Origin of the sequence: Mucilaginibacter sp. McL0603 (assembly GCF_049992945.1) — a bacterium.
Classification (GTDB): Bacteria; Bacteroidota; Bacteroidia; order Sphingobacteriales; family Sphingobacteriaceae; genus Mucilaginibacter.
In genome coordinates this window covers 3387760-3411425 of sequence record NZ_CP188251.1, presented here as the reverse complement: position 1 = coordinate 3411425, position 23666 = coordinate 3387760, and the positions used below count along the sequence as shown (strand labels likewise).

General features: G+C 41.4%; 17 protein-coding genes. 12 read left to right on the top strand and 5 right to left on the bottom strand.

The features are described from left to right. The first annotated feature begins 131 nt into the window (after positions 1 to 131). A complete protein-coding gene (locus tag ACPPVU_RS15575; RefSeq protein ID WP_426667444.1) occupies positions 132 to 392 on the top strand; it encodes a hypothetical protein in 261 nt (86 codons plus the stop codon). Here the strand turns inward: ACPPVU_RS15575 and ACPPVU_RS15570 are convergent. Then, the gene (locus ACPPVU_RS15570; protein WP_426667443.1) at positions 349 to 2595 is read right to left on the bottom strand and encodes a tetratricopeptide repeat-containing sensor histidine kinase; all 2247 of its coding nucleotides are present in this window, start codon (positions 2593 to 2595) and stop codon (positions 349 to 351) included. The genes ACPPVU_RS15575 and ACPPVU_RS15570 overlap by 44 nt on opposite strands. Positions 2596 to 2836: 241 nt before the next feature. Then, positions 2837 to 5278 (bottom strand): sensor histidine kinase, encoded by a 2442-nt coding sequence (locus tag ACPPVU_RS15565; protein WP_426667442.1) that lies wholly within the window; start codon positions 5276 to 5278, stop codon positions 2837 to 2839. 204 nt (positions 5279 to 5482) lie between these two features. Between ACPPVU_RS15565 and ACPPVU_RS15560 the strand changes: the two genes are divergently transcribed. Together ACPPVU_RS15560 and ACPPVU_RS15555 are read left to right on the top strand one after the other, a co-directional pair. Continuing rightward, positions 5483 to 5632, top strand: a complete 150-nt coding sequence (locus ACPPVU_RS15560) for a hypothetical protein (protein ID WP_426667441.1) — start codon at positions 5483 to 5485, stop codon at positions 5630 to 5632. A gap of 57 nt (positions 5633 to 5689) precedes the next feature. After that, a complete protein-coding gene (locus ACPPVU_RS15555) occupies positions 5690 to 6484 on the top strand; it encodes an enoyl-CoA hydratase-related protein (protein ID WP_426667440.1) in 795 nt (264 codons plus the stop codon). A gap of 63 nt (positions 6485 to 6547) precedes the next feature. On the opposite strand, the gene ACPPVU_RS15550 is transcribed toward ACPPVU_RS15555, so the two are convergent. Beyond that, entirely contained in the window at positions 6548 to 6934 is a 387-nt protein-coding gene (locus tag ACPPVU_RS15550) for a response regulator (RefSeq protein ID WP_426667439.1), read from the bottom strand. A gap of 630 nt (positions 6935 to 7564) precedes the next feature. Between ACPPVU_RS15550 and ACPPVU_RS15545 the strand changes: the two genes are divergently transcribed. The 8 genes from ACPPVU_RS15545 (at position 7565) to ACPPVU_RS15510 (ending at position 16736) form a co-directional block, all read left to right on the top strand. Then, complete coding sequence (locus ACPPVU_RS15545; RefSeq protein ID WP_426667438.1) at positions 7565 to 8155, top strand: YceI family protein; 591 nt, start codon at positions 7565 to 7567, stop codon at positions 8153 to 8155. A gap of 56 nt (positions 8156 to 8211) precedes the next feature. Then, entirely contained in the window at positions 8212 to 8451 is a 240-nt protein-coding gene (locus ACPPVU_RS15540; protein WP_426667437.1) for a DUF2798 domain-containing protein, read from the top strand. A gap of 75 nt (positions 8452 to 8526) precedes the next feature. After that, a complete protein-coding gene (locus ACPPVU_RS15535) occupies positions 8527 to 9921 on the top strand; it encodes a cytochrome ubiquinol oxidase subunit I (protein WP_426667436.1) in 1395 nt (464 codons plus the stop codon). 7 nt (positions 9922 to 9928) lie between these two features. Continuing rightward, positions 9929 to 11164, top strand: coding sequence for a cytochrome d ubiquinol oxidase subunit II (cydB, locus tag ACPPVU_RS15530; RefSeq protein ID WP_426667435.1), 1236 nt, complete (start codon positions 9929 to 9931; stop codon positions 11162 to 11164). Between the two features lie 20 nt (positions 11165 to 11184). Next, entirely contained in the window at positions 11185 to 12921 is a 1737-nt protein-coding gene (locus ACPPVU_RS15525; RefSeq protein WP_426667434.1) for an ABC transporter ATP-binding protein/permease, read from the top strand. Between the two features lie 3 nt (positions 12922 to 12924). After that, the gene (locus ACPPVU_RS15520; protein ID WP_426667433.1) at positions 12925 to 14556 is read left to right on the top strand and encodes an amino acid ABC transporter ATP-binding/permease protein; all 1632 of its coding nucleotides are present in this window, start codon (positions 12925 to 12927) and stop codon (positions 14554 to 14556) included. A gap of 406 nt (positions 14557 to 14962) precedes the next feature. Next, positions 14963 to 15823, top strand: coding sequence for a sigma-70 family RNA polymerase sigma factor (locus ACPPVU_RS15515; RefSeq protein ID WP_426667432.1), 861 nt, complete (start codon positions 14963 to 14965; stop codon positions 15821 to 15823). Between the two features lie 61 nt (positions 15824 to 15884). Beyond that, positions 15885 to 16736 carry a universal stress protein gene (locus ACPPVU_RS15510; protein ID WP_426667431.1) on the top strand — a complete coding sequence of 284 codons (852 nt, stop codon included), beginning with the start codon at positions 15885 to 15887 and terminating at the stop codon, positions 16734 to 16736. Between the two features lie 25 nt (positions 16737 to 16761). Here the strand turns inward: ACPPVU_RS15510 and ACPPVU_RS15505 are convergent, their stop codons facing one another. Beyond that, positions 16762 to 19242 (bottom strand): sensor histidine kinase, encoded by a 2481-nt coding sequence (locus ACPPVU_RS15505; protein ID WP_426667430.1) that lies wholly within the window; start codon positions 19240 to 19242, stop codon positions 16762 to 16764. Between the two features lie 862 nt (positions 19243 to 20104). Here ACPPVU_RS15505 and ACPPVU_RS15500 point away from each other — a divergent pair. Further along, a complete protein-coding gene (locus tag ACPPVU_RS15500) occupies positions 20105 to 20947 on the top strand; it encodes an oxidoreductase (protein WP_426667429.1) in 843 nt (280 codons plus the stop codon). 116 nt (positions 20948 to 21063) lie between these two features. Here the strand turns inward: ACPPVU_RS15500 and ACPPVU_RS15495 are convergent, their stop codons facing one another. Next, positions 21064 to 23586: a sensor histidine kinase gene (locus tag ACPPVU_RS15495; protein ID WP_426667428.1), complete on the bottom strand. Its 2523-nt coding sequence runs from the start codon at positions 23584 to 23586 to the stop codon at positions 21064 to 21066. Between the last annotated feature and the right edge of the window lie 80 nt (positions 23587 to 23666).

The window sequence follows — 23666 nt, the reverse complement described above, 5'->3', positions numbered from 1 at the left end:
TCCAGCCCGTCAGTATTTATATTTCGCTTAAGTTTTCATCAAAATGGCGAAATGTAATCATAAATTTTAACTGCAATATTTTCAATTGTCTGATATCCAATGCAATAAATAGCGGCTTATATTTTGAAATTATGCTACAAAATATCAATATGAATGATCAGGATTTTATATGGAAGAATGATTGTACCCTTTGTGTACAAGAATGCCAGTTGACGGGACCGGCAAAGCATGAACTATGCGATTTTATTGGAAAATGCCGCTCATGTGATAATTACATTCACCCTTATCAGTCACCTCACAAATATGTTGAATATGATCTTTCGGCAGACCGCCCGGATGATAAATTGGTTATTCCAATAAAGAATAATTTTCAACAAGGCGATCAATCTTAAAGGAAATCGTAATTTTCGTCCCTTTGTGATTTTCAAACTGTATTTGACCATTGATCTCTTCGATAAGTCCTTTCATTAGTTTTAAACCAAGGGAATCAGGATCTTCCGTAGCATTTACCATTCCGATACCATTATCCCCGATGATAAGCTCAATATTTTCACCTGTTTGCCGCATTTTGATGCTGATCTCCCCCAGTCTGTTACCGGGGAATGCATATTTAACAGAATTGGTGATGGCTTCATTTAAAACCAATGCCAGGGGAATGGCCTGCGATACACTGAGTTGAATAGGGTCAACCTCAAGGTTAAAATGAATGTGTTTTCCTGTATCAAAACTATCGCGAAGGTAACTGACCAATTCAGGAAGACATACGGACATATCAATCGTTTTCACATCGTCTGACTGATAAAGCTTTTGATGGATCAATGACATGGAGAATATCCGGTGCTTGCTGCTTTGCATTGCCTCTAATGCATCGTTTTCAAGGTAAATAGCCTGCGATTCCAAAAGGCTGATCACCATATGCAAATTATTTTTTACACGGTGGTTTACCTCCTTAAGCAACCAATCTTTTTCAATCAGCAGGCTGTCCTTCTCGGCGACTGTAAGCTGAAGGCTTTGATTAATCAGGTTGATCTCTTGCTGTTGCTTCTGCAGCAGCCGGTTGCTATGTTGTTTCTGACGATAGCGCCGGTAGCCCAGCACCAGGGAAATAAAAAGCAGGCCGGCGCCTGCAATGGTAAAATCCCATACGGTACCGGCATGCTGTAATTCCGCCTGTTGCAACTTACCCTTGTTTTCAAGTTGCTGCACTTTCCGATCTTTTTCGTATTGCAATTGCAGTTGGGCAATTTGCCTGGCCTTGGCAACCGTGAAGATGGAATCGGTCAATAATTTATATCGCTGATAGTTTTTGATCGCCGACAGATAATTACCTGTTGCAGAATCCGTTTTAAATAGCTTTAGATAAGTATTTCTTATTGTGTCCACTTCACCGATCCCTCGTTGGATAGCCAACACTTTGTGAAAATAAATACTGGCCGGGACATAACGTTTATGGGAAAAATAAAAATCGGCCATTCTCCTATTCGCCATTAGTCCATCACGTTTCCATGATACTCTTTCCGCAATGGTAACGGCCTGCTGATAATATTTTTCTGCCAGATCGTCCTTCCCCAGTAAGCTATAGCATTCGCCGAGTCTTGTTGCTACCGTTAGATTGTCCGACTCGTCAATCGGTGGTCTTTTTTTGATAAGTTTCAGCAAAAATTCCAGGGCCTCTTTTTTTTTGCCTTCCTTTATCATCAGGGAAATAAGGGAATTGTTGACATCATAAAATAATTCCGGATCTTTAGCCCCGTTAACCAAAGCCCTTTTATACCAATATTTACTTTTGTCGTCCTCGTTTAAATTATTGTAAACATCGGCTATCCTGCCATATAAAAAATATGCCTGGCCAGTATCACGGGTAGCCTGCACACTTTTAATCATTTCGAGCGAATAATATAATGCTTTGTTAAAATTGCCTTTTATATTATTTATCTGGACAAGCCGATCATAAGTGTAATGCAGTTTTTTATAGCCAATGGATTTGTAAATGCTTAGTGCCTTCAATAATTCATTTTCGGACCCATCCAATTTGCCTTGCCGCAAAAGCCAATCACCGATATATTTAAGTACCCCGGCTTCTTTTTCTTTATTATGAAGTTCGGTGTATATCTTAAGCGCATGTTCAAAGCCGCGCAATCCCCGCATTGCCGTGCTATCATCCAAATACATTGTCCTGACGGCTATCGACAACCATATGTGCGCAGCTTCTTCCTTCTCACCGGATCGCATATAGCTATCAATTACCTGCAAGTATGCAATCCGGGCTTTCGGCAGGTCTCCCCTTTCAATAAGTACGTCAGCTTTCAGCAATGAAGTCTTATTTTGAAATTTAGATGACTTTAACTTTGCACTAAGTTCCTGTGCCTGGCTAAGAAACAGATCTGCGCTATCCAGATCGCTTTTAAATTCTCCCAGTTTATAGAGGTAGAAGCTACCGAGTTTTATTAATATTTCAAGACGTTCGCTGCCGGCTGTTGTTTTTTTCAGATCGGAAAGTAATTGCCGTGTCGAATCAGCTGAAGATGTGTTTTGGGCCTTCGCGTTTAAACAGAGCGTAAATAATAATATAACAACTATAGATAGTTTTCTCATAACTTACTTTTTTGAGAATGTTACAACTTGGATAATGGCAGGCAAAAAAGTCCTTATTTTAAAATATAGGCGATAAGCACCAGTGGTGTGTTGCCATAAGTTCTTACGATCAAATAGACTATGTTATGTGAATTCATCAAATTAAAACAATTTCAGAATCAAAACCACCTTTTTATACTTGAAATATTGTAAGGTAATTGCAGACAAAAATCATTCAATCAGGCAGCCTATCAATCAAAAATCATTTTTCAAGTTCAACCAGGAGGTCGGTCTTAAAGGCAATCGTAATGATCGTCCCATTATTATTTTCAAACTGTATTTCACCGCTGATCTCTTCGATAAGTCCTCTCATTAATTTTAAACCAAGGGAATCAAGATCTTCCGTAGCTTTTACCATTCCAACACCATTATCCCTGATGATAAGCTCAATATTTTCACCTGTTTGCCGCATTTTGATGCTGATCTCTCCCAATCTGTTACCGGGAAATGCATATTTAACAGAATTGGTGATGGCTTCATTTAAAACCAGTGCCAGGGGAATGGCCTGCGATATACTAAGTTGAATAGGTTCAACTTCAAGGTTGAAATGAATATACCTTCCTGTATCAAAACTATCGCGAAGGTAACTGACCAATTCAGGAAGACATACGGACATATCAATCGTTTTCACGTCTTCTGACTGATAGAGTTTTTGATGGATCAATGACATGGAGAATATCCGGTGCTTGCTGCTTTGCATTGCCTCTAATGCATCGTTTTCCAGGTAAATAGCCTGCGACTCCAAAAGGCTGATCACCATATGCAAATTATTTTTTACACGGTGGTTTACTTCCTTTAATAACCACTCTTTTTCGGTCAGCAAACGCTCCAGTAACTCGTTTTTATAGGTGATAACCTGGTTGCTCTTTTTCCTGAGCCTGCCTTGCCGGTAAAGCAACCCGGCAATGATCACCACCAAAACAATACCACCTATGGTTACATTTTTTATTAACGTGGCTTTATTTAAATTGGCCCGCTCCAACTTTGCCTTTTGGTTCAGTAATGCTATCTGATTTTCCTTTTCTTCGGTCGCATATTTAACCTGCAATTCCTCGGCCTGTCTTGTTTTTGAAATGACATAATTGGAGTCGGCTAATTTTTTGTACAATCTGGAGTGGCGCACCTCTGATGCATTGTCTCCTTGTATCGAGTCGATCGTTATCAAATTGTCCAGGGCGTAAAGCTCACTCGGCAATCCTGAGCCTGCACGTGAAGGGTCTGAGAGGTATTGTTCATAAAAAATACGGGCCTTACCATACTCACCTTTAAAAAAATATAAATCTCCAACAGCCACAGTAACATACGCGCGTCTGAAACTATATCCATTTTTTTCCAATTGCCGCTCAATACTATCAGCCCTAAACACACATTTTTCGGCCATATCGTAGTTTTTAGACAAGATATAACACGATGAATAGGCCAGATTATAATTTAGTTTATCTACAGGCGTTTTCGGCGGTATTTTTTTTGAAACTTCAAGAAGGACATTCCAGGCTTTATTGCGATTACCATTTGCGCTGAGAGAATAGACTAAATTGGCAAGAGTTAAATATAAAACATTGTCGTTGCCCGTCCTTATCATGGTATATACCGCTTTCTCCAACCATTTTTGGGCTTCTTTATGCTTCGGATCTTCGTTACTGTATAATACCCCGACACGGTTGTAAAAAACGCCCAATCCAATACTGTCATGCACTGCCTCAGCTACGCGTACCGTTTCCAGGGAATATCGCAAAGGTTCGCCAAACTTGCCTTGAAAAGTGGTTATCATGGCTATTGCATCAGTATTGTAGTGTATAAAAGGGAATTGGATCGATTGGGCCAGGCGGAGTGCTTCGAGCGAGGCTTTATAAGCATTATCCATTTGATAAAGGGGCACGTTCAGGTAACTGATATCCGTTAGCGCGCTTATTTCGCCTTCGGTATTTTTTTGCTGATGATAGAGCAGCCGGGCCTGCTGCAGATAAGCTATCCGTTTAGGGGTTGTCGGAAGTGTAAACCCGGTATACAGGCCCCGGTAAAACCATACTTTTGCCTCGGTTATGTGATCACCTGCTGCCTGGCAGTCTTTTGTCAGCTGATCAAAGATGGGATCGCCATGCTGAAAATCATAACCATCAACGTACATTTTACCGATAAGCAAACGTGCCTGCCTGCCCAGTTGCTGTTCGTGCTGCGTCTTACTTTCGCTGATGGCCCTGTTCAAATAATATAAAACACTGTCTTTATAACGATGGTAGCTATCCGGTTCAAAAGCATAATAAGCACCCAGCAACACCAATAATTCAAGATGCTTTTTGCCTTTCGTTGCCGATAACAAACGCAACCCGCTTTTCGGATCCCTTTTATCTATCCATCGTAGCTGACCGTCCAGGTCGGGGGCGTCTATCCCCTCAGCAATCACCGGCAGTCGGCTCAGCCCAAGTGAATGTGCGCAATAGATAAGGCTGCTGTCCAGGTCGACCTGGTTTTCCTTTGCCGCCGTGTAAAATGCCGGGCTGAGCTGCAAAAGCAGGCGCTGCCAGGAGGTCTTGTATTCAGATGGCTTATGAAATGCTGTAGTCTGTGCTCTTGTTTCAAAACACAAACAGCCGTTTAAACAGAGCGCAAATAATAATATAACAGCTGCAGATAGCTTTCTCATATAACTTATCTCATTTGAAAAATGTTACAGCGTGAATAATGGCAGGTAAAAAAAGTCCTTATTTAAAAACATAGATGCGATAAGCATCAGGAATATTGCGATGAATTATTGCGCCAAAAATGGACTTTCTTGTGTGAATTTACCAAATTAAATCGATTTTTCAACCTGAACAAGTTTCCTTATTTGTTTCTCAAAGCATATTGTTTGTATATCAAAGACCCTGCCCTAACTAAAAGGATACTTTTGTTAAGTGCAGTAGCCGCACCGGGACAGCATGCCAGTATGATATGGAAAGAACTGGGATATGATGATGCCGAAACCGGGCAGCTGAAATTGGCGGGTGTTATTGCCTGATGGACGTCGTTTGCAGCAGTTGATGACAAACAACAAGAAAACTATAAAAAAACAATTATGAATACCAACTCAACAGATTCTTCTCCGGTTCTTTTTTCCGTTTCCAATGGAATAGGATTAATCATCCTCAACAGGCCGAAATCAATGAACGCTATTAATAAAGCTCTGGCAGAAGAACTTCTAAAAAGTCTTGATAAATGTAAAGATCCCTTAATCAGATGTGTGTGCCTGACCGGAGCATCAGATGTTTTTTGCGCAGGTCAGGACTTAGAAGAGGCTACCACCAGCAGCCCTGCAGAATTAGGCAAAAAAGTGGGAGAACTTTATAATCCGGTTATCAAAGCCATACAAGAACTCGAAAAGCCGGTGTTAGCGGCGGTCAACGGTCCGGCAGCAGGTGCAGGCGCTAATATTGCGTTGTGCTGCGACATCGTCATCGCATCTGACAATGCTTATTTTCTCCAGGCTTTCACTAAAATAGGGCTCATCCCTGACAGCGGGGGTACGTATTATTTGCCCCGGTTAGTGGGCTGGCAAAAGGCCTCCGCACTTATGCTGCTGGCCGATAAACTTCCGGCTGCCGATGCCGAACGTATGGGTATGATCTATAAAGTATTCCCTCAGGCGGAATTCTTACAAAAAAGGGACGACCTGACAGCGCACCTGGCAAAAATGCCCACAAAAGCATTGGCCCTGACTAAACAAGCTTTGATTGCCTCGCTGACCAATGACCTTGCCCGGCAACTGGACGTAGAAGCTGAAAATCAAAAATTGGCGTTAATGAGCGCTGATTTTAAGGAGGGTACTCAAGCCTTTATTGAAAAACGAATGCCAAATTTTATAGGTGCATAACTGAATCCACCGCCTGGGGCTGACCAAAAAGGTCAGCCCTTACAAGGTCTCCGGAATATGAAACTATTGGGCAAATATACGGGCCTTTTCTTTGGCTTGCGCAAGCACGGTTAAAATCACATCGTTGTCTCTCCCTTTAACCAGATAGTCGCATGCACCGCTTTTAATGGCCCTGATCGCCTCAAAGACACTGGGATGCGTGGTCAGCAGGATCACTTCCACGAAAGGCTTTTTTTTCTTGACCGTTTTGACAAAATCCGTAAAATCCATATCAGGAAGATCGACGTCACTCATTACCACCTGTATTTTTTCTCTTTCCAACAAGCGGATCCCTTCTGAACCGCTTTCCGCCTGCCGGCAGGTATAACCAGCCAGGCGCAGGATCCTCCCCAGCCAGCCGCCCGATCTTCTCTCATCATCGATCAATAAAATTGGAGATTGTGTATTCATATAGTATAAAATTAAAGCTGTTATATCCGGCATGCCGGATATAACAGCCGGTAAACATTTGGTATTAAAAAAATGCTGGCGTATTCCTAATATCAGCAAGCGCAGGCAGATAGGTTCCAGATATGGCCGTAGTGTTGTTTAGCAGCAATGGCTAAGTGCAATAGCTATTGTCATGCCAAATGATTGATTCGCCTCAAAAACCTATTTTAAACCTCTTGGGGCTTTTCGAAATACCGTATCCGACAATAATGGCTATTAAGTTAATTTCAAAATGAGAGCAGCAAAGTATCATTTTGATAGTAAATGGTAGTAAGGAGTGCCCTTTTTTACCGGCGGTGTGCCTGTTTTATTTGTTGGGCAATCATTGTTAAACAATTCATGTAAAGCCGATCTTCGGGTTACAATACCAGGCGATCTTCTCTTTAAGAGGACGATTGTTTGGTGATTTTAATACTATCGCTATCGCAAATTTGCGAAATACCATTAACAAAAAACATTTCAATTTGATATTTAACTATCTATATAACAGATATTTATTGGTATGGCGTCCATTTTGTAAATGTTGGATAAGTTTTTCAACGACTACTATGTTAAACATTGAAAAAGGCAGCATTTTAAAAATACCAATTCATGAAAAAGTTACTTGCTATTTTATTCGTTTTAATTTGGGCTAACTACTCGTTTGCCCAGACTACCACCTGGAAAGATGACCCAGACCATTCCAAGCTGACATTTATAGTTACACATAGGGGATTTTCGTCCATTTTTGGTTTATTTCAAAAATTCGATGCAAGCGTCACCTCTTCGAAACCCGATTTCAGCGATGCGGTGTTTGAACTTTCTACGGATGTAGCATCTATCAATACGGAGGTCAAAATGCGGGACGATCATTTAAGGAGCCCTGATTTCTTTAACGTGGCTAAGTATCCCACCATGACGTTTAAATCCACTTCAATTGTGAATACTACAGGCATGAAAAACAGGTTCAGGATCACTGGCGATTTAACTATGCACGGTATTACCAAATCTGTTACAATGGATTTGTGGTTCCGGGGGACTGTAGATGACGCAATGCCCCAAAAAACCAAAGTAGGTTTTCAACTAACAGGGGTAATTAGCAGGGTTGATTTTGGTATCGGCCCTAATGATCCTTTTGACATAAGTACAGAGGTGATGATCAAAGCAGACGGCGAGTTTTTTAAAACTCAACCGCAACACTAAGCTGAGATTTGACTAAAAATACACTGATAAAACACAACATTTTTACTTTGAGAAACATGAGACTTACAAAAAAACAAGCAGCACCAGCATTCGTCATTTTGGTATCTATTGCCACGACTGCAATACTTAGTTTCGGAATTTTATGGACCCATCACGAAATTGACAGAGAATTTTTCATCATGTGGAGACCTGATTTTATTCACGGCTGTTTAATTTCTATCCCCACAGGATTTATCTTAAATCCCCAGGTTAAAAAGCTAATCGACCACTATACCGAAACCAGTGAGACCTCATAATAGGATTTAAAGGCAAGTCAACACAAGCGAAATAGCGGATTACAATTAAATAATAGACACTATATCCATTTAACTATGAACAATTTTGCGGAATTTTTATCCCGGTTTCAATTTGGATTTACAGCGTGTTATCACATCATGTTCCCGGCACTTTCTATCGGGCTGGCATGGTTCCTGGTGTTGATCCACGCACTGTATCTTAAAACCGGGAAAGCCGATTACTTTAGGATTTATAAATTCTGGACTTCAATTTTTGCACTAAACTTTTCAGTTGGAGTAGTGACCGGCATTTTTATGTCCTTTCAATTTGGCCTTAACTGGTCTAAATTCTCTTACGCAGCCGGACCGGTGCTAGGAAGTATTATCGGACTTGAGGTCATGACTGCTTTCTTTCTGGAGGCCGGTTTTTTAGGGATTATGTTACTGGGATGGAACCGGGTGAATAAAAAAGTTCACTTTTTTGCTACCCTGATGGTAGCATTCGGCACACTGATTTCCGCAACTTGGATACTTGGCGCAAATTCATGGCTGCATACGCCGGCAGGTTATAAGGTAAGTAACGGGCAGTATTTTATTACTGAATGGTGGCACGCCTTATTTAATCCATCTTTTTATTTCAGATACCCCCATATGTTATTGGCCTCCATGTTTGCTGCCAGCTTTTTCGTGGCCGGCATTTCAGCCTGGTACCTGTTAAAGGGGAAATATACGGGATTTGCCCGTACCTGTTTCTCCATTGCAATCGGTGTTATAACTATTTTAATTCCGATCCAGCTTTGGGTGGGCGATACGCTCGCCGCAAAGATGTCGGTTTATCAGCCTGGGAAAGTGCAGGCTATGGAAGGCTATTGGGAAGATCAGTCAACTGCGCCCTACCTGCTCTTCATCAATCCCGACTCTAAAAATGAGCGGAACAAAACGCAGTTAGGGATACCCTACCTGGGAAGCGTCCTGGTCGTACATAATCTTCATGGCACTGTGCCCGGATTGAAAAGGACACCGGCAGCAGAGCGGCCTAATATCGCCATGACCTTTTATTTTTTCAGGATCATGTTTTTAATAGCTATCGTTATGTTTTTCGTCGCTGTAACCAGTGTTGCCTTACGGTTTACCGGCAAACTGTTTACAACACGATGGTTCCTGAAACTTTGTCTATGGATGACGCCTGCCGGGGTGATCGCTACCATGGCCGGATGGATTACGTCCGAAACAGGCAGACAACCTTATGTTATTTATGGGTTTCTCCGAACGGCCGCGGCTTCCTCGTCACTGAGTAATTTTCAGGTGATCTTTTCTTTTGGGTTGTTTGTGATCGTTTATGCCGTCCTTTTAACTGCTTATATTCTGTTCGTTCGCAAAATAGTCAGAAAAGGACCTGAAACCATCCAGGAAACAAGTAAGACGGAGGAACACAAGAAAGACAACTTCATTTCCGGGTTACCGGAAACCATTAAATTATCTGTTAAATAAATAGAATATGGATATTCATGTATTATGGGCATGTGTAGTATGCTTTTCCGCGGTAATGTACACCATTTTTGATGGGTTTGATCTGGGCGTTGGTATACTCATCCCTTTTGTGCGGAACGAAGATCAGCGTGATACGATGGTGGAGTCGATCACTCCCATTTGGGATGGAAACGAAACCTGGCTGATTTTAATGGGTGTAGGATTATTTGGGGGATTTCCCAGGGCTTACAGTGTGCTGCTGCCTGCGCTGTATATCCCCCTGACCCTAATGCTGCTCTCTTTGATTTTACGTGGGGTAGCCATGGAATTCCGTTTTATGTCTGCCACGAGAAAAACCTGGTGGGATATAACATTTGCACTGGGATCGATCATGGCTGCCTTTTGCCAGGGCATCATACTGGGCAATTTGATGGAAGGGATTAAAATCGATAAAGATTTCAATTATCCTATTCCTGCCTTTAGTTTTCTCAACCCTTTTACTATCCTGATCGGCTTTTCGTTGGTCATTACCTATGCACTTATCGGGACAACGTGGCTGAACCTGAAAACAACCGGCTTGCTCCAGCACAGGTTTAAAATATATGCCAGCCGGATCGTAGTCATCCTGGTTTTATTATTTGCTGTTATTATTTGGGGCCGGTTTAATTGGGGCATATTCGCACCAAGATATGGCGCCTATGGGATTCGCAGCATTTTATCGGCCGCATCTGTCATATGGTATGTGCTGACTTTAGCACTAATGGCGGGGATTTATCAGACTATTTATTTCAGCAGGGAACGGATCCCGTTCGTTCTCAATATACTGATGACAGTGGTTTCCGCGCTATACATTGTGTCAGGGTTCTGGCCCTATATTATTCCACCTGATCTTACAATTTTTGATGCGGGCTCGCCTGCTTACGGAAATACGATTTTATTGGTCAGTTCATTTATTGTCATTCCTGTCATCCTTAGTTATTTAATTTACTCCTATTCCGTGTTTAAGGGAAAGGTAAATGGGAAGGACTATGAACCTGTTTTACGTGCGGAAGATCTTGCATTAGATCCGGTCAAACTGAATGACCATAAGGACTCGGTAATAAAGCAGATGACAATGTCATGGCCCTTGCGGATCATCATTTCGATTGCCGGCATAATATTTTTCTTCGTCGCCATCGGATGTCTGGGTGATCTTCCTGCGCTGCTATCCATCGGTATTTTCGTTATCGCATTTTTAGTTGCTTGTTTCAAATATAAAAATTAACCGCTTCTTTATTTTTTAACATGCTATCATCTGTTTCATATGCTGATAAAGCAACATCCCAAAAAGCGGCTGACTTTTTAAAATCGCTTCAGGGCTTATGGAAGAAGGAGATTTGGGCAATCACCGCCTTAAGATTTACGGGGATTCTTGCATTCAATCTGCAATTAATCATAATTGCTGAATTGGTAAGCAGTTTAGCATTAAAAAAATCAGGGGCTATAGATAGCTACCGGTTATTAGCCTGGCTGGGTTTGTGCGCAATAGCCAGGGCCTTATTTAATTATTTAAGTGATTTAAAGGCTGCTGCTGTAACAGAAAAAGTAACAGTTGGTATTCGTTCGGAGATAATGAATGATATTCATAAAGGTTATATCGCCAAATTCAGAAATCAATATTCTGCAGGTATCTCATTAAGCTTCCTGAATAAGACCGAAGTGATATCGCCTTATTTTACCAGGTATATTCCGCAAATGTTGTTATGTGTTATTGCTCCTTTGTCCGTTCTGATTTACCTGGCAACAATTAATTGGGTTTGTGCATTGCTGGTTCTGTTCTGCGCACCGGCAATTCCATTATTCATGATGATCATTGGAAAGGGAACCGAAGCTAAAAGCAGGGAACAATGGGAGAATCTTTCAAAGATGGGATCTTATTTTTTTGACCGGTTGCAGGGGATAACAACACTATACCTCTTCAATCAATTAAAAAGGCAGTCAGATCAGGTTCGCATCTTCTCCAAAGAATATGGTCGTTTGGTCATTGGTGTTTTAAAGCTGGCTTTTCTTTCATCGGCCGTACTGGAGTTCTTTAGTGCCATAATTATTGCCGGGTGCGCTGTATTTATTGGTCTGAACATGATTCATTATATTCATTATGGACCTGATGGTGGTACTTCGTTAAAAAATGGTCTGATCATTCTGCTGTTGATCCCCGAGTTTTTTATAGCGTTAAAAACGCTGGGGAATTTTTACCATGACCGGGCCCAGGCCCTGGGGGCGGTTATCAGTTTGCAAGAATGTGGCTTTTTTCAGGCCCCTGTTTTAAAAGAAGAAATCAACCAGGGCAACAATGAGGAAACGCTTGCCGTCAGCGGTGAAACGCACCTTGATGGATATCAAGCGCTACCAATTATCTTCAAAGATGTAAATTTTGCTTACCCCGGCGGCCCGGATCTTTTTAGTTCTTTTAACTTATTGATAAGGCCTTGCGAGAAAATTAAAATCTCCGGCGCCAATGGATCGGGAAAAACTACACTGATCGAATTAATTTTAGGTTGGCAGATTCCTTGCAGCGGCCAAATACTTATTGGAGACCGTTTAGTTGAAAAAATCGGCGAAGCAGAACTGTTTAATGAGATATCTTTGATCAATCAGCAAACAAGCATTTTTCAGGGTACCATCCGTTCTAACATTTTAATGGGTCGTTCATTACCGGAAAAAGACCTCTTTCAGCAGGTTTTAGAGCCCGTTTCCCTTATTTCGCTTTTAGAAAGGTTACCGGACGGGCTTGATACCAGGGTTGCAGAAGATGGCAAATCAATTTCGGGAGGTGAACGACAAAAAATAGCTTTGGCAAGGGCATTGGTCAAAAGATCCCCGATAATCATTTTGGACGAGCCGTTCACACATCTCGATCCGGCAAGTGTTGCATCTTTTATCTCCATTTTAAACAAAATAAGTCCGCAAAAGACGATTATCATAACCGGGCATGGCGAAGCGTATCAGGCTTTGCAGGGGTACCGGGAAATTAAACTTTGAGCAATGCTAACAAACATTCCCGTTATTTATAAGAGATTAACCAAGGGCCAATTAACCGGCATTTTGATGGCAATATTGTCTCTTGCTGCCGGTTTGCTTCTTGTTTGCAGCTCGGCATGGTTTATTACTGCTACAGCACTAACGGGGCTGGGAGTTCTTGGGGTGCAGGGCTACAATATTTTTTTACCAAGCGCATGTATTCGCTTTCTGGCCCTGTATAAGCCGCTCAACAGGTATGTGGAAAAAATATACAACCATAAAGTAACATTAAATAAATCAAGTTCTTCAAGAGGATGGCTCTTTGATAAGATAGCACGACTTAAGAAGGCTGAGCTGGTCAAATTCAGGTCGGCTCAATTATTAAATGGTCTGGTTAACGACATCGAGGAGCTGGACCATTTTTACCTGGGAATGATACTTCCCTGGATTTCAACAGGAATTTTGTTTTTGCTGGCAGCCATATTTTTTACAGTTGTACTTCCTGTCATGCTATGGGTCTTATTGGGGGTTTTCCTTATTCCAGGTTTTATTATCCCTTTCCTGACTTACAAAAGCAGCAAATCACAGGAAGAGGAAAGTTTGTTCCTCAAACGGCAATCTCATACGGATTTGATTACCATGTTAAGAGGCTTTGCAGATTTACGGCAATTTGGACTACTCGATGCAAAACGAAAGCTCATTATCCGGGAAATAAATTTAGAACAGCATCTCCGGAGTAAATCCAAAAAGACTTTGGCTGCTTGGCAATTCGCACAGCAAATTACTTTGCAGGCTGGATTAATTGTTTCCATACTAATTATTTTTCGCCATATTGAAAATATCGACGGGCCGCTGCTGGTTTTGTTGGTGATCAGTTTGATTACACTTTTCGAGGGGCTTATACCCTTCCCTGCTCTCGCTCACCAGTTTTCAAGGACTATGTGGAGTGGCAATAGTCTCAATGAATGGAAAAATAATCACCATGCAAGTGAGGAAATGGGGAAACTGCCATTTCCACCAGATCCGGATATTCAAATCGAAGACATATCCGCCTTTTATGGTTCGCGCAACATTTTCACGAACTTAACTTTGAGATTCCCCTCCTACTCTATTACAGCTGTGACGGGGTGCAACGGCTGCGGTAAAACAACATTGCTGGACATTTTATGTGGTTTGAAAATGACTATTCAAGGAGACATCTTTATTGGTGGTAAGCGTTTATTTGACATTGATCCTGACGAATTGATTGATAACATCGGATATATGGAACAGCACGCGACCATTTTTAATATGAGCTTGTTCGACAATATTGCATTGGCGAAACCAGGTGCAGTCGACACTGATGTATTTAATGCTGCTGTCCGGGCTGGTTTCGGTCCAACCCTGGAACAAAATCCGGATTTTTTGAAAAAACAAGCCGGTGAGTCAGGAAAGAATATTTCAGGTGGACAGGCCCGGATGATTGCCCTGGCAAGAATAATACTGAAAGATCCCCCGGTTCTGTTAATGGATGAGCCTACAGAAGGGCTAGACATAGAGGCTGAAAGAAATCTTCTTAATTTACTTTCTTCCTGGAAAGGCATTAAAACTATTATTCTCGTGACTCACAAGAAATCACTTGTTTCTATTGCCGATCACCATTATAATTTGCAATGAAAAGAATGTTCTTAAGTTCCGCCAAATCCGAAATGAGTTGACCTCTATCCTATTCATCAGTCCCGGAATTTAATAATCCTTCAGTTTTAACTTCTTTTTCAAGCCTTTGAAATCTGGAAGAGGCATTCTGTTGAATTCCAAATCATGATTGTCATTCTTAGCTGATTGTTGAAATATCAATCTATTACATCGGAAATCTGCGAAATTGAAACCATAAAAAGGCGGATAGTTTTTTATAATTTTCTTATTATCAACCAGTTATCAATTGGTATGGGAATGGTATTGTTCCCTGCAAATAATAGCAAATAACTAACAATTTAATTAAAAAAGATGTCAAAAAAGTTGCAGAACAGCGTATTGATATGCCCCTTCAAGCAGGAATAATAAAACGGATTAAATATACATCATGAAAGAGCTTATCATTTCACAATCGATTACCCTTCGAAATTACCAATCCCTTGACAGGTACTTTAATGAAATCAATAAAATACCCCTGATCACTTCCGATGAGGAAATTGAACTTGCCCGAAAGATACGGGAGGGTGACAAAGCATCCTTTGAAAGGCTGGTGAGCAGTAATCTCCGGTTTGTAGTATCTGTAGCCAAGCAGTATCAGAACCAGGGCCTGTCCATCGGCGACCTGATCAATGAGGGGAATATAGGACTGATGAATGCGGCAAAGAAATTTGATGAAAGCAGGGGATTTAAGTTTATCTCATTTGCGGTTTGGTGGATCAGACAGTCTATTATTTTTGCGATTGAAGAACAAACCCGGATTGTCCATTTGCCATACAATCAGGTTACTTTATTGGGTAAATACAATAAGGTGTATGCAAAACTGGAACAACAATACGGCCGGCAGCCAACGGAGCACGAGTTGGCCGCCGATCTGGGGTTGACTGTAGACAAGCTCAGGGATCTGGTACGTCATACCGGAAAGCATATTTCATTAGATCGTCCGGTTGCTGAAAACTCGGAAATGACAATGCTTGACACTATAAAAAGTGACAACTTGTTTTCTGAGAACGCCATTACATCAGTGAATGTCAGAAATTATATCCTGCGCTGTTTAAATGTGCTGAAGGATAAGGAACGCCAGATCGTGACGCAGTATTTTGGTTTAACCAGCCTGGAGCCTATGCCACTTGAGGAAATTGCCAAAAGGATTAACCGTTCAGTTGAACAAACACGGAGACTTAAAGACAAAGCGCTTGAGTGCTTACGTAACTCAGATGCCGGCCCTTCTTTAAAGGCATGCTTTAATTAATATAAGATCTGGCCAGGTAAGGCTATAATTAATTTTAAAAAAAAACCATAAAGTCAATATTTTGAAAACCCTGATTGTACCTGTAGATTTTTCGAATAGTTCTCTTAATGCTGTCATATACGCCGGAGAATTAGCAAAGAATCGAAATTTTGACCAAATTATTCTGATTGGAAATTTCCATATATCTGTTTTAGAACAGGTAATACCATCGCCTGATATGATCCAGGAAAATCCTGAAAGTCTCCATGCGAGGCGTAAATTGGTCGAAGACCATTTGGCAGGATTGGTTGAAAAATTAAAATACTGCAACCTTGGCCATACAATTGTCAGATCGATCATTACGGAAAATCTGTTAAAAGATTCAATTTCTGAAATCATTGCTTCAGTAAAGCCGGAACTGGTGGTTATTGGCAGCAAAGCACTGGAATCGAATGATGACAATTTTGTGGCTGATCAGCTTATTGCATTAATTGAAGCCATTAGCACTCCTGTTATGATTATTCCGGCCCAATTCAAATACATTCCGATCAGCACTGCTATCGTTGCCGGTAATTTCAGATCTTTTAAAAATGCCAATCTACTGACGCGTCTAAAAGTAATTATTAGTGCTCATACACCGAGATTATTATTACTCAATGTAAATAACAATAAGACCTCTGAGCCTGTCGCCGGCATAACCGACGATTATTTAAAGGAATCATTGAGTAGTCTTCTGCCAGGCCACGACTACCAAATAAATTCTGTGACCAATCATGCCCTTGTCCAGGGTATTTTCGACTTTGCTTTGCGAAACCGGACGGAATTGATCATAGCCTTACGAGGACACCATTCCCTGTTTTATAAGCTTCTTCATACAAGTATTCTTCATAAGGTCTATACGTTCACTTATATCCCGATACTTATACTCAAATAATTGCATTTACTAAAATTCAGCCTGATTAATTCAAAATGGGTAATTTTTCAACCAGGAGGTCGGTCTTAAAGGTAATGGTGATGATCGTCCCATGGTTATTTTCAAACTGTATCTGACCGCTGATCTCTTCGACAAGCCCTCTCATTAGTTTTAAACCAAGGGAATCAATATCTATGTCTTCCGTAGCTTTTACCATTCCAACACCATTATCGCTGATTATAAGCTCAATATATTCACCTGTTTGCTGCATTTTTACGCTGATCTCCCCCCGTCTTTTACCGGGGAATGCATATTTAATGGAATTTGTGACAGCTTCATTTAAAACCAATGCCAGGGGAATAGCCTGCGCTATGCTGAGTTGAACCGGGTCAACTTCAAGGCTAAAATGAATGTGTTTTCCTGCATCAAAACTATCGCGAAGGTAATTGACAAATTCGGGAAGATATATGGACATATCAATCGTTTTCACCTCCTCTGACTGATAGAGTTTTTGATGGATCAATGACATGGAGAATATCCGGTGCTTGCTGGTTTCCATTGCCTTTAATGCATCATCGTTTTCCAGGTACATCGCCTGCGATTCCAAAAGGCTGATCACCATATGCAAATTATTTTTTACCCGGTGATTTACTTCTTTAAGCAACCAGTCCTTTTCGGCAACCAAATTTTGCAGCTGTCCATTTTTATGGGTGATGAGTTTATTTTGGACGGTAATGGTTCTGTTGTTCTTTTTCCTAAGCCTGCTTTGCCGGTAAAGCAACCCGGCGATGATTAACACTAAAACAATACCACCTATGGTCACATTTTTTATTAACCTCGCTTTATTTAAATTGACCTGTTCCAGTTTTGCTTTTTGGTTCAGTAATGCGATCTGGCTTTCCTTTTCTTCGGTCGCATATTTAACCTGCAGTTCCTCTGCCTGCCTTATTTTTGAAATGACAAAATAGGAGTCACCTAATTTTTTGTACAATCTAAAATGACGCACCTCCGATGTATTGTCTCTTTGTATCGAGTCGATCCTGATCAATTGCTCTAACACGTAAAGCTCAGTCGACAATCCCGAGCCTGCACGTGAAGGGTCTAAGAGGTATCGTTCAAGATAGATACGGGCCTTGTCATAATCGCCTTTAAAAAAATATAAATCTCCAAACTCCTTAGTAACAGACGCGCGGTTGAAACTATATCCATTTTTTTCGAATTGCTGCTCGATACTATCCGCGCTAACCAAATATTTTTCGGCCATGTTATAGTTTTTAGACATGATATAACACCATGAATAGGCCTGATTATAATTTAGTTTATCTAAAGTCGTTTTTGGCGGCATTTTTTTTGAAACTTCAAGAAGGATATTCCAGGCTTTATCGGGATTATCCTTAGCGTTAAGTGAATTGACCAGGTTATAAAGGCTTATATATAAAGTATTGTCATTGCCCGTCCTCACCATCGTATATACTGCTTTCTCTAACCATTTTAGGGCTTCTTCCTGCTTTGGATCTTCGATACTGTATAATGCCCCAACACGGTTGTAAAAACTACCCAATCCAATACTGTCATGCACTGCTTCAGCTACCCGGACTGTTTCAAGGGCATATCGCAACGGTTCGCCAAATTTGCCTTCAAACGTGGTTATCATGGCCACGGCATCGGTATTGTAGTGTGTAAAAGGAAAATGGATCGATTGGGCCAGGTTAAGCGCTTCGAAAGAAGCTTTGCGGGCCTTATCCAATTGATAAATGGGTACGTTCAGGTAGCTGATATCCGTTAGCGCGCTTATTTCGCCTTCGGTATTTTTTTGCTGATGATAGAGCAGCCGGGCCTGCTGCAGATAAGCTATCCGTTTAGGGGTTGTCGCAAGTGTAAACCCGGTATACAGGCCCCGGTAAAACCATACCTTTCCTTCCGTTATGTGATCACCTGCCGCCTGGCAGTCTTTTGTCAGTTGATCGAAGATAGGGTCGCCATGCTCAAAATCGTATCCGTCAACGTACATTTTACCGATAAGCAAACGTGCCTGCCTGCCCAGTTGCTGTTCGTGCTGCGTCTTACTTTCGCTGATGGCCCTGTTCAAATAATATAAAACACTGTCTTTATAACGATGGTAGCTATCCGGTTCAAAAGCATAATAAGCACCCAGGAACACCAATAATTCAAGATGCTTTTTTCCTGTTGAGGCCGACAGCATTCGCAAACCGCTTTTCGGATCCCTTTTATCTATCCATCGTAGCTGACCGTCCAGGTCGGGGGCGTCTATCCCTTCAGCAATCACCGGCAGCCGGCTCAACCCAAGGGAATGGGCGCAATGGATAAGGCTGCTATCCAGGTCGACCGCATTTTCCTTTGCCGCCGTATTAAATGCTGTGCTAAGCTGCAAAAGCAGGCGCTGCCAGGAGGTTTTGTATTCAGATGGCTTATGAAATGCCGTAGTTTGTGCACCTGCTTTAAAACACAAAAAGCAATTCAAACAGAGCGTAAATAATAATATAGCAGCTGTAGATAGCTTTCTCATAGCGTTATTTATTTGAGAATGTTACAGCGTGAATAATGGCAGGTAAAAAAAGTCCTTATTTAAGAGCAATAGGTGCGATAAGCATCAGTGATATAGTGCCATAAGTTCTTGCGATCAAAATAGCCTATTTTATGTGAATTTAGTAAATCAAATTAATTTCTCAATCAAAACTTTCGTTTCTATACCTGAAATATTGGATGGCCAACGACAATCTTTGGGTATGCGGCTAAACGCTTCAAAGAACTAAACTGGCTAACCCAGCAAAACGGTATCCCGAAACAAAGGGATTTAATTTTATTTAATATACCGTATGCTGGTTACTTCAATCCATTATTAAAGCAATAATTGTTTTTGTGATTTTGATGGTATCCCTATCGCAAATATGCGAAATATCATCAACAAAAAACATTCAACAAAACATTCAACAATCTATATAACAGGCACTTATCAGCAAGGAGTCCTTTTTGCAAATGTTGGTCAAGTTTCTCAACGAGTACTATTTTAAACGTGGAACATTGAAAAAGTCAACATTTAGAAACATGAGACTCACAAAAAAACAAGCAGCACCAGCATTCGTCATTTTGGTAACTATTGCCACGACTGCAATGCTTAGTTTCGGAATTTTATGGACCCATCACAAAATTGACAGAGAATTTTTCACCTTGTGGAGGCCTGATTTTATTCATGGCTGTTTAATTTCAATCCCAACCGGTTTTATATTAAACCCGCGTATTAAAAAATTAATGATCATTATACCTAAACGGTCAAGACCAACTAAATATATCAGCCTCGGCCAGTTCTGCCAATCTTAGCTGCCCAAAAAGTGGACTCAAAATACAAAATCATAAAAAAGTTAAAGGAAATGAAAACAAAAGTATGGTTCATAACCGGTGCCTCCAGAGGCATGGGATTAGAGATCGCAAAAGCCGCTTTGGCTAATGGCGATAAAGTGGTTGCCACAGTACGTAGCCAGCCCGAAAAATTAGCAGGCGAGATCAGCAATGATAATCTTTTTGTAGTGACACTGGATGTTACCGACGCAGAACAAGCCAGGCAGGCCGCTAAACAAGCCACAGACCATTTTGGACGTATCGATGTATTGGTCAATAATGCAGGCTTTGGTCTTTTAGGTGCCGTGGAAGAAGGCAACGACAGCGAAGTAAGGCAATCGTTTGATACCAACGTATTTGGCCTGCTGAACGTTACCCGCGCAATCTTGCCCTATTTCCGTTCTCAACGCTCGGGGCATGTGATCAATATGTCAGCCGTGGTCGGTCTGACCTCGTTTGCCGGTTGGGGACTTTACGCAGCCACCAAATTTGCGGTAGAGGGACTTAGCGAAGCACTTGCCGTGGAGTTAAAACCACTTGGCGTTCATGTCACCGCGGTTGAACCTGGCTTCTTCCGTACCAATTTTCTGGACGGTAGTTCGCTGACCTCCGCCAAATCAGTAATTGAAGACTATGCCGGCACCTCCGGCCAGTCGCGCGCATTTGCTTCGCAACTCAATTACAAACAGCCGGGTGACCCAAGTAAGCTGGCCGCGGCAATCATGAAATTAGCCGCCTCAGTCAATCCGCCCACCCACCTGCCACTGGGCAAGGATACCCTGCTTTACTTCAATCAGAAGATGGAAAAATTAAATAAGGAAATCGAAGAATGGCAGGAAGTGATTACCGGCACCGACCACGATGATGTACATTAAGCGTTAACAAATTCACCAAAAAATTAATCAACAGGATAATTATTAAACATGATGTTGTCACCACAAGTTAATGTGCAGTAGGTGGTTTTGTTGATGATTTCTATAACAACACCAACCTATGCGGAGAAATACTTTTCTGATGAATTCAAAATGGGTAATTTTTCAACCAGGAGGTCAATCATAAATGTAATCGTGATGATCGTCCCATTGTTATTTTCAAAATTTATTTGACCGCTTATATCATCGACAAGTCCCCTCATTAGTTTTAAACCAAGGGAATTAAGATTGATGTCTTTCGTAGCTTTTCCCATTCCAACACCATTATCCATAATTATCAGTTCAATATTTTCGCATGTTTTGCGCATTTTGATGCTGATCTCCCCCATTCTGTTACCTGGGAATGCATATTTAATGGAATTTGTGATAGCTTCATTTAAAACTAGTGCCAGCGGAATGGCCTGCGCTACGCTGAGTTGAACCGGGTCAACTTCAAGGCTAAAATGAATGTATTTCCCTGCATCAAAACCATCGCGAAGGTAATTGACCAGCTCAGGAAGATATACGGACATATCAATCGCTTTCACGTCTTCCGACTGATAGAGTTTTTGATGGATCAATGACATGGAGAATATCCGGTTCTTGCTGCTTTGCAATGCCTTTAATGCATCGTTTTCCAGGTACATAGCCTGCGATTCCAAAAGGCTGATCACCATATGCAAATTATTTTTTACACGGTGGTTTACTTCCTTAAGCAGCCAGTCCTTTTCGGCAACCAGTTTCTGCAACAGCTCATTTTTATGAGTGATCAGCTCGTTTTTATGGGTGATCCGCTCGTTTTGGCGGGCGATTATTTTATTGGTCCTTTTCCTGAGCCTGCTTTGCCGGTAAAGTAAGCCAGCGATGATCATCACCAGTACAATACCACCTATTGTTACATTTTTTATTAACCTGGCTTTATTTAAATTGACCTGTTCCAGTTTTGCTTTTTGGCTCAGTAATGTGATCTGGCTTTCCTTTTCTGCGGTTGCATATTTAACCTGCAATTCCTCTGCCTGCCTTAGTTTTGAAATCGTATAATTGGAATCTGACAATTTTTTGTACGATCTAAAGTGACGCAACTGCGATACATAGTCTCTTTGTACCGAGTCGATGCTGATCAAATTGTCTAATATGCTAAGGTCACTCATCATTCCCCCGCCCGCGGCTAAAGGGTCTGAGAGGTATTGCTCATAAAAGATACGAGCCTTAGCATAATCACCTTTTAAAAAATATAAATTTCCATACCCCTCAGTTACAATTGCGTGTCTGAAACTATAGCCATTTTTTTCCAACTGCCGCTCAATGCTATCAGCCATAACCAAATATTTTTCGGCCACGTCATAGCTCTTACGTGAGCTATAACACTGTACATAAGCCATATTATAGAATAGTTTATCTACGATCGTTTTCGGCGGCATTTTTTTTGAAACTTCCAGAACGATATTCCAGGCTTTATCAGGATGATCTGAAGCGATAAGAGAATTGACCAGGTTAACAAGGGTCAGATATAAAACATTGTCGTTGCCCCTCCTCATCATCCTATATACCGCTTTCTCTAACCATTTTTGGGCTTCTTCATGCCTGTGATCTTCAGTATAATACAATAGGCCAATACGGTTGTAAAAACCGCCCAATCCTATACTGTCATGCGCCGCTTCAGCTACCCGGACCGTTTCAAAGGCATATCGCAAAGGTTCGCCAAACTTACCTGCCAAAATGGTTACCATGGCCACTGCATCCGTATTGTAGTGTATAAACGGGTATTGGATCGATTGGGCCAGGCTGAGTGCCTTGAGGGCAGCTTTATGAGCCTTATCCAATTGAAAAATGGGTAAGTTCAGGTAGCTTATATCCGTTAACGCGCTTATTTCGCCTTCGGTATTGTTTTGCTGATGATAAAGCTGCCTTGCTTGCTGCAGGTAAGCTATCCTTTTAGGGGCTGTGACTGGTGTAAAACCGGTGTACAGGCCCCGGTAAAACCATACTTTTGCCTCGGTTATGTGATCACCTGCTGCCTGGCAGTCTTTTGCCAACTGATCAAAGATGGGATCGCCATGCTGAAAATCATAACCATCGACGTACATCTTACCGATAAGCAAACGCGCCTGCCTGCCCAATTGCTGCTCGTGCTGCGTTTTACTTTCCCTGATGGCTTTGTTTAAAAAATATAAAACACTGTCTTTATGTCGATGGTACTCGTCCGGCTCGAAGGCATAATAAGCACCCAGCAGCACCAATAATTCAAGATGTTCTTTGCCTGTCGCTGCTGATAACAAACGCAAACCGCTTTTTGGATCTCTTTTATCTATCCATTTTAACTGACCGCTCAGTTCGGGGGCGTCTATCCCTTCAGCAATCACCGGCAGCCGGCTCAGCCCAAGAGAATGCGCACAATAGATAAGGCTGCTGTCCAGGTCGACCTGGTTTTCCTTCGCTGCCGTGTTAAATGCTGAGCTAAGCTGCAAAAGCAAACGCTGCCAGGAGGTTTTGTATTCAGACGGCTTATAAAATGCCATAGTTTGTGCACCTGCTTTAAAACACAAAAAGCAATTCAAACAGAGCGTAAATAACAATATAACATCTGTAAATAGCTTTCTCATAACTTTACTTATTTGAGAATGTTACAGCGTGAATAATGGAATGTAAAAAAGCCCTTATTTAATTTAAAATAATAGGTATG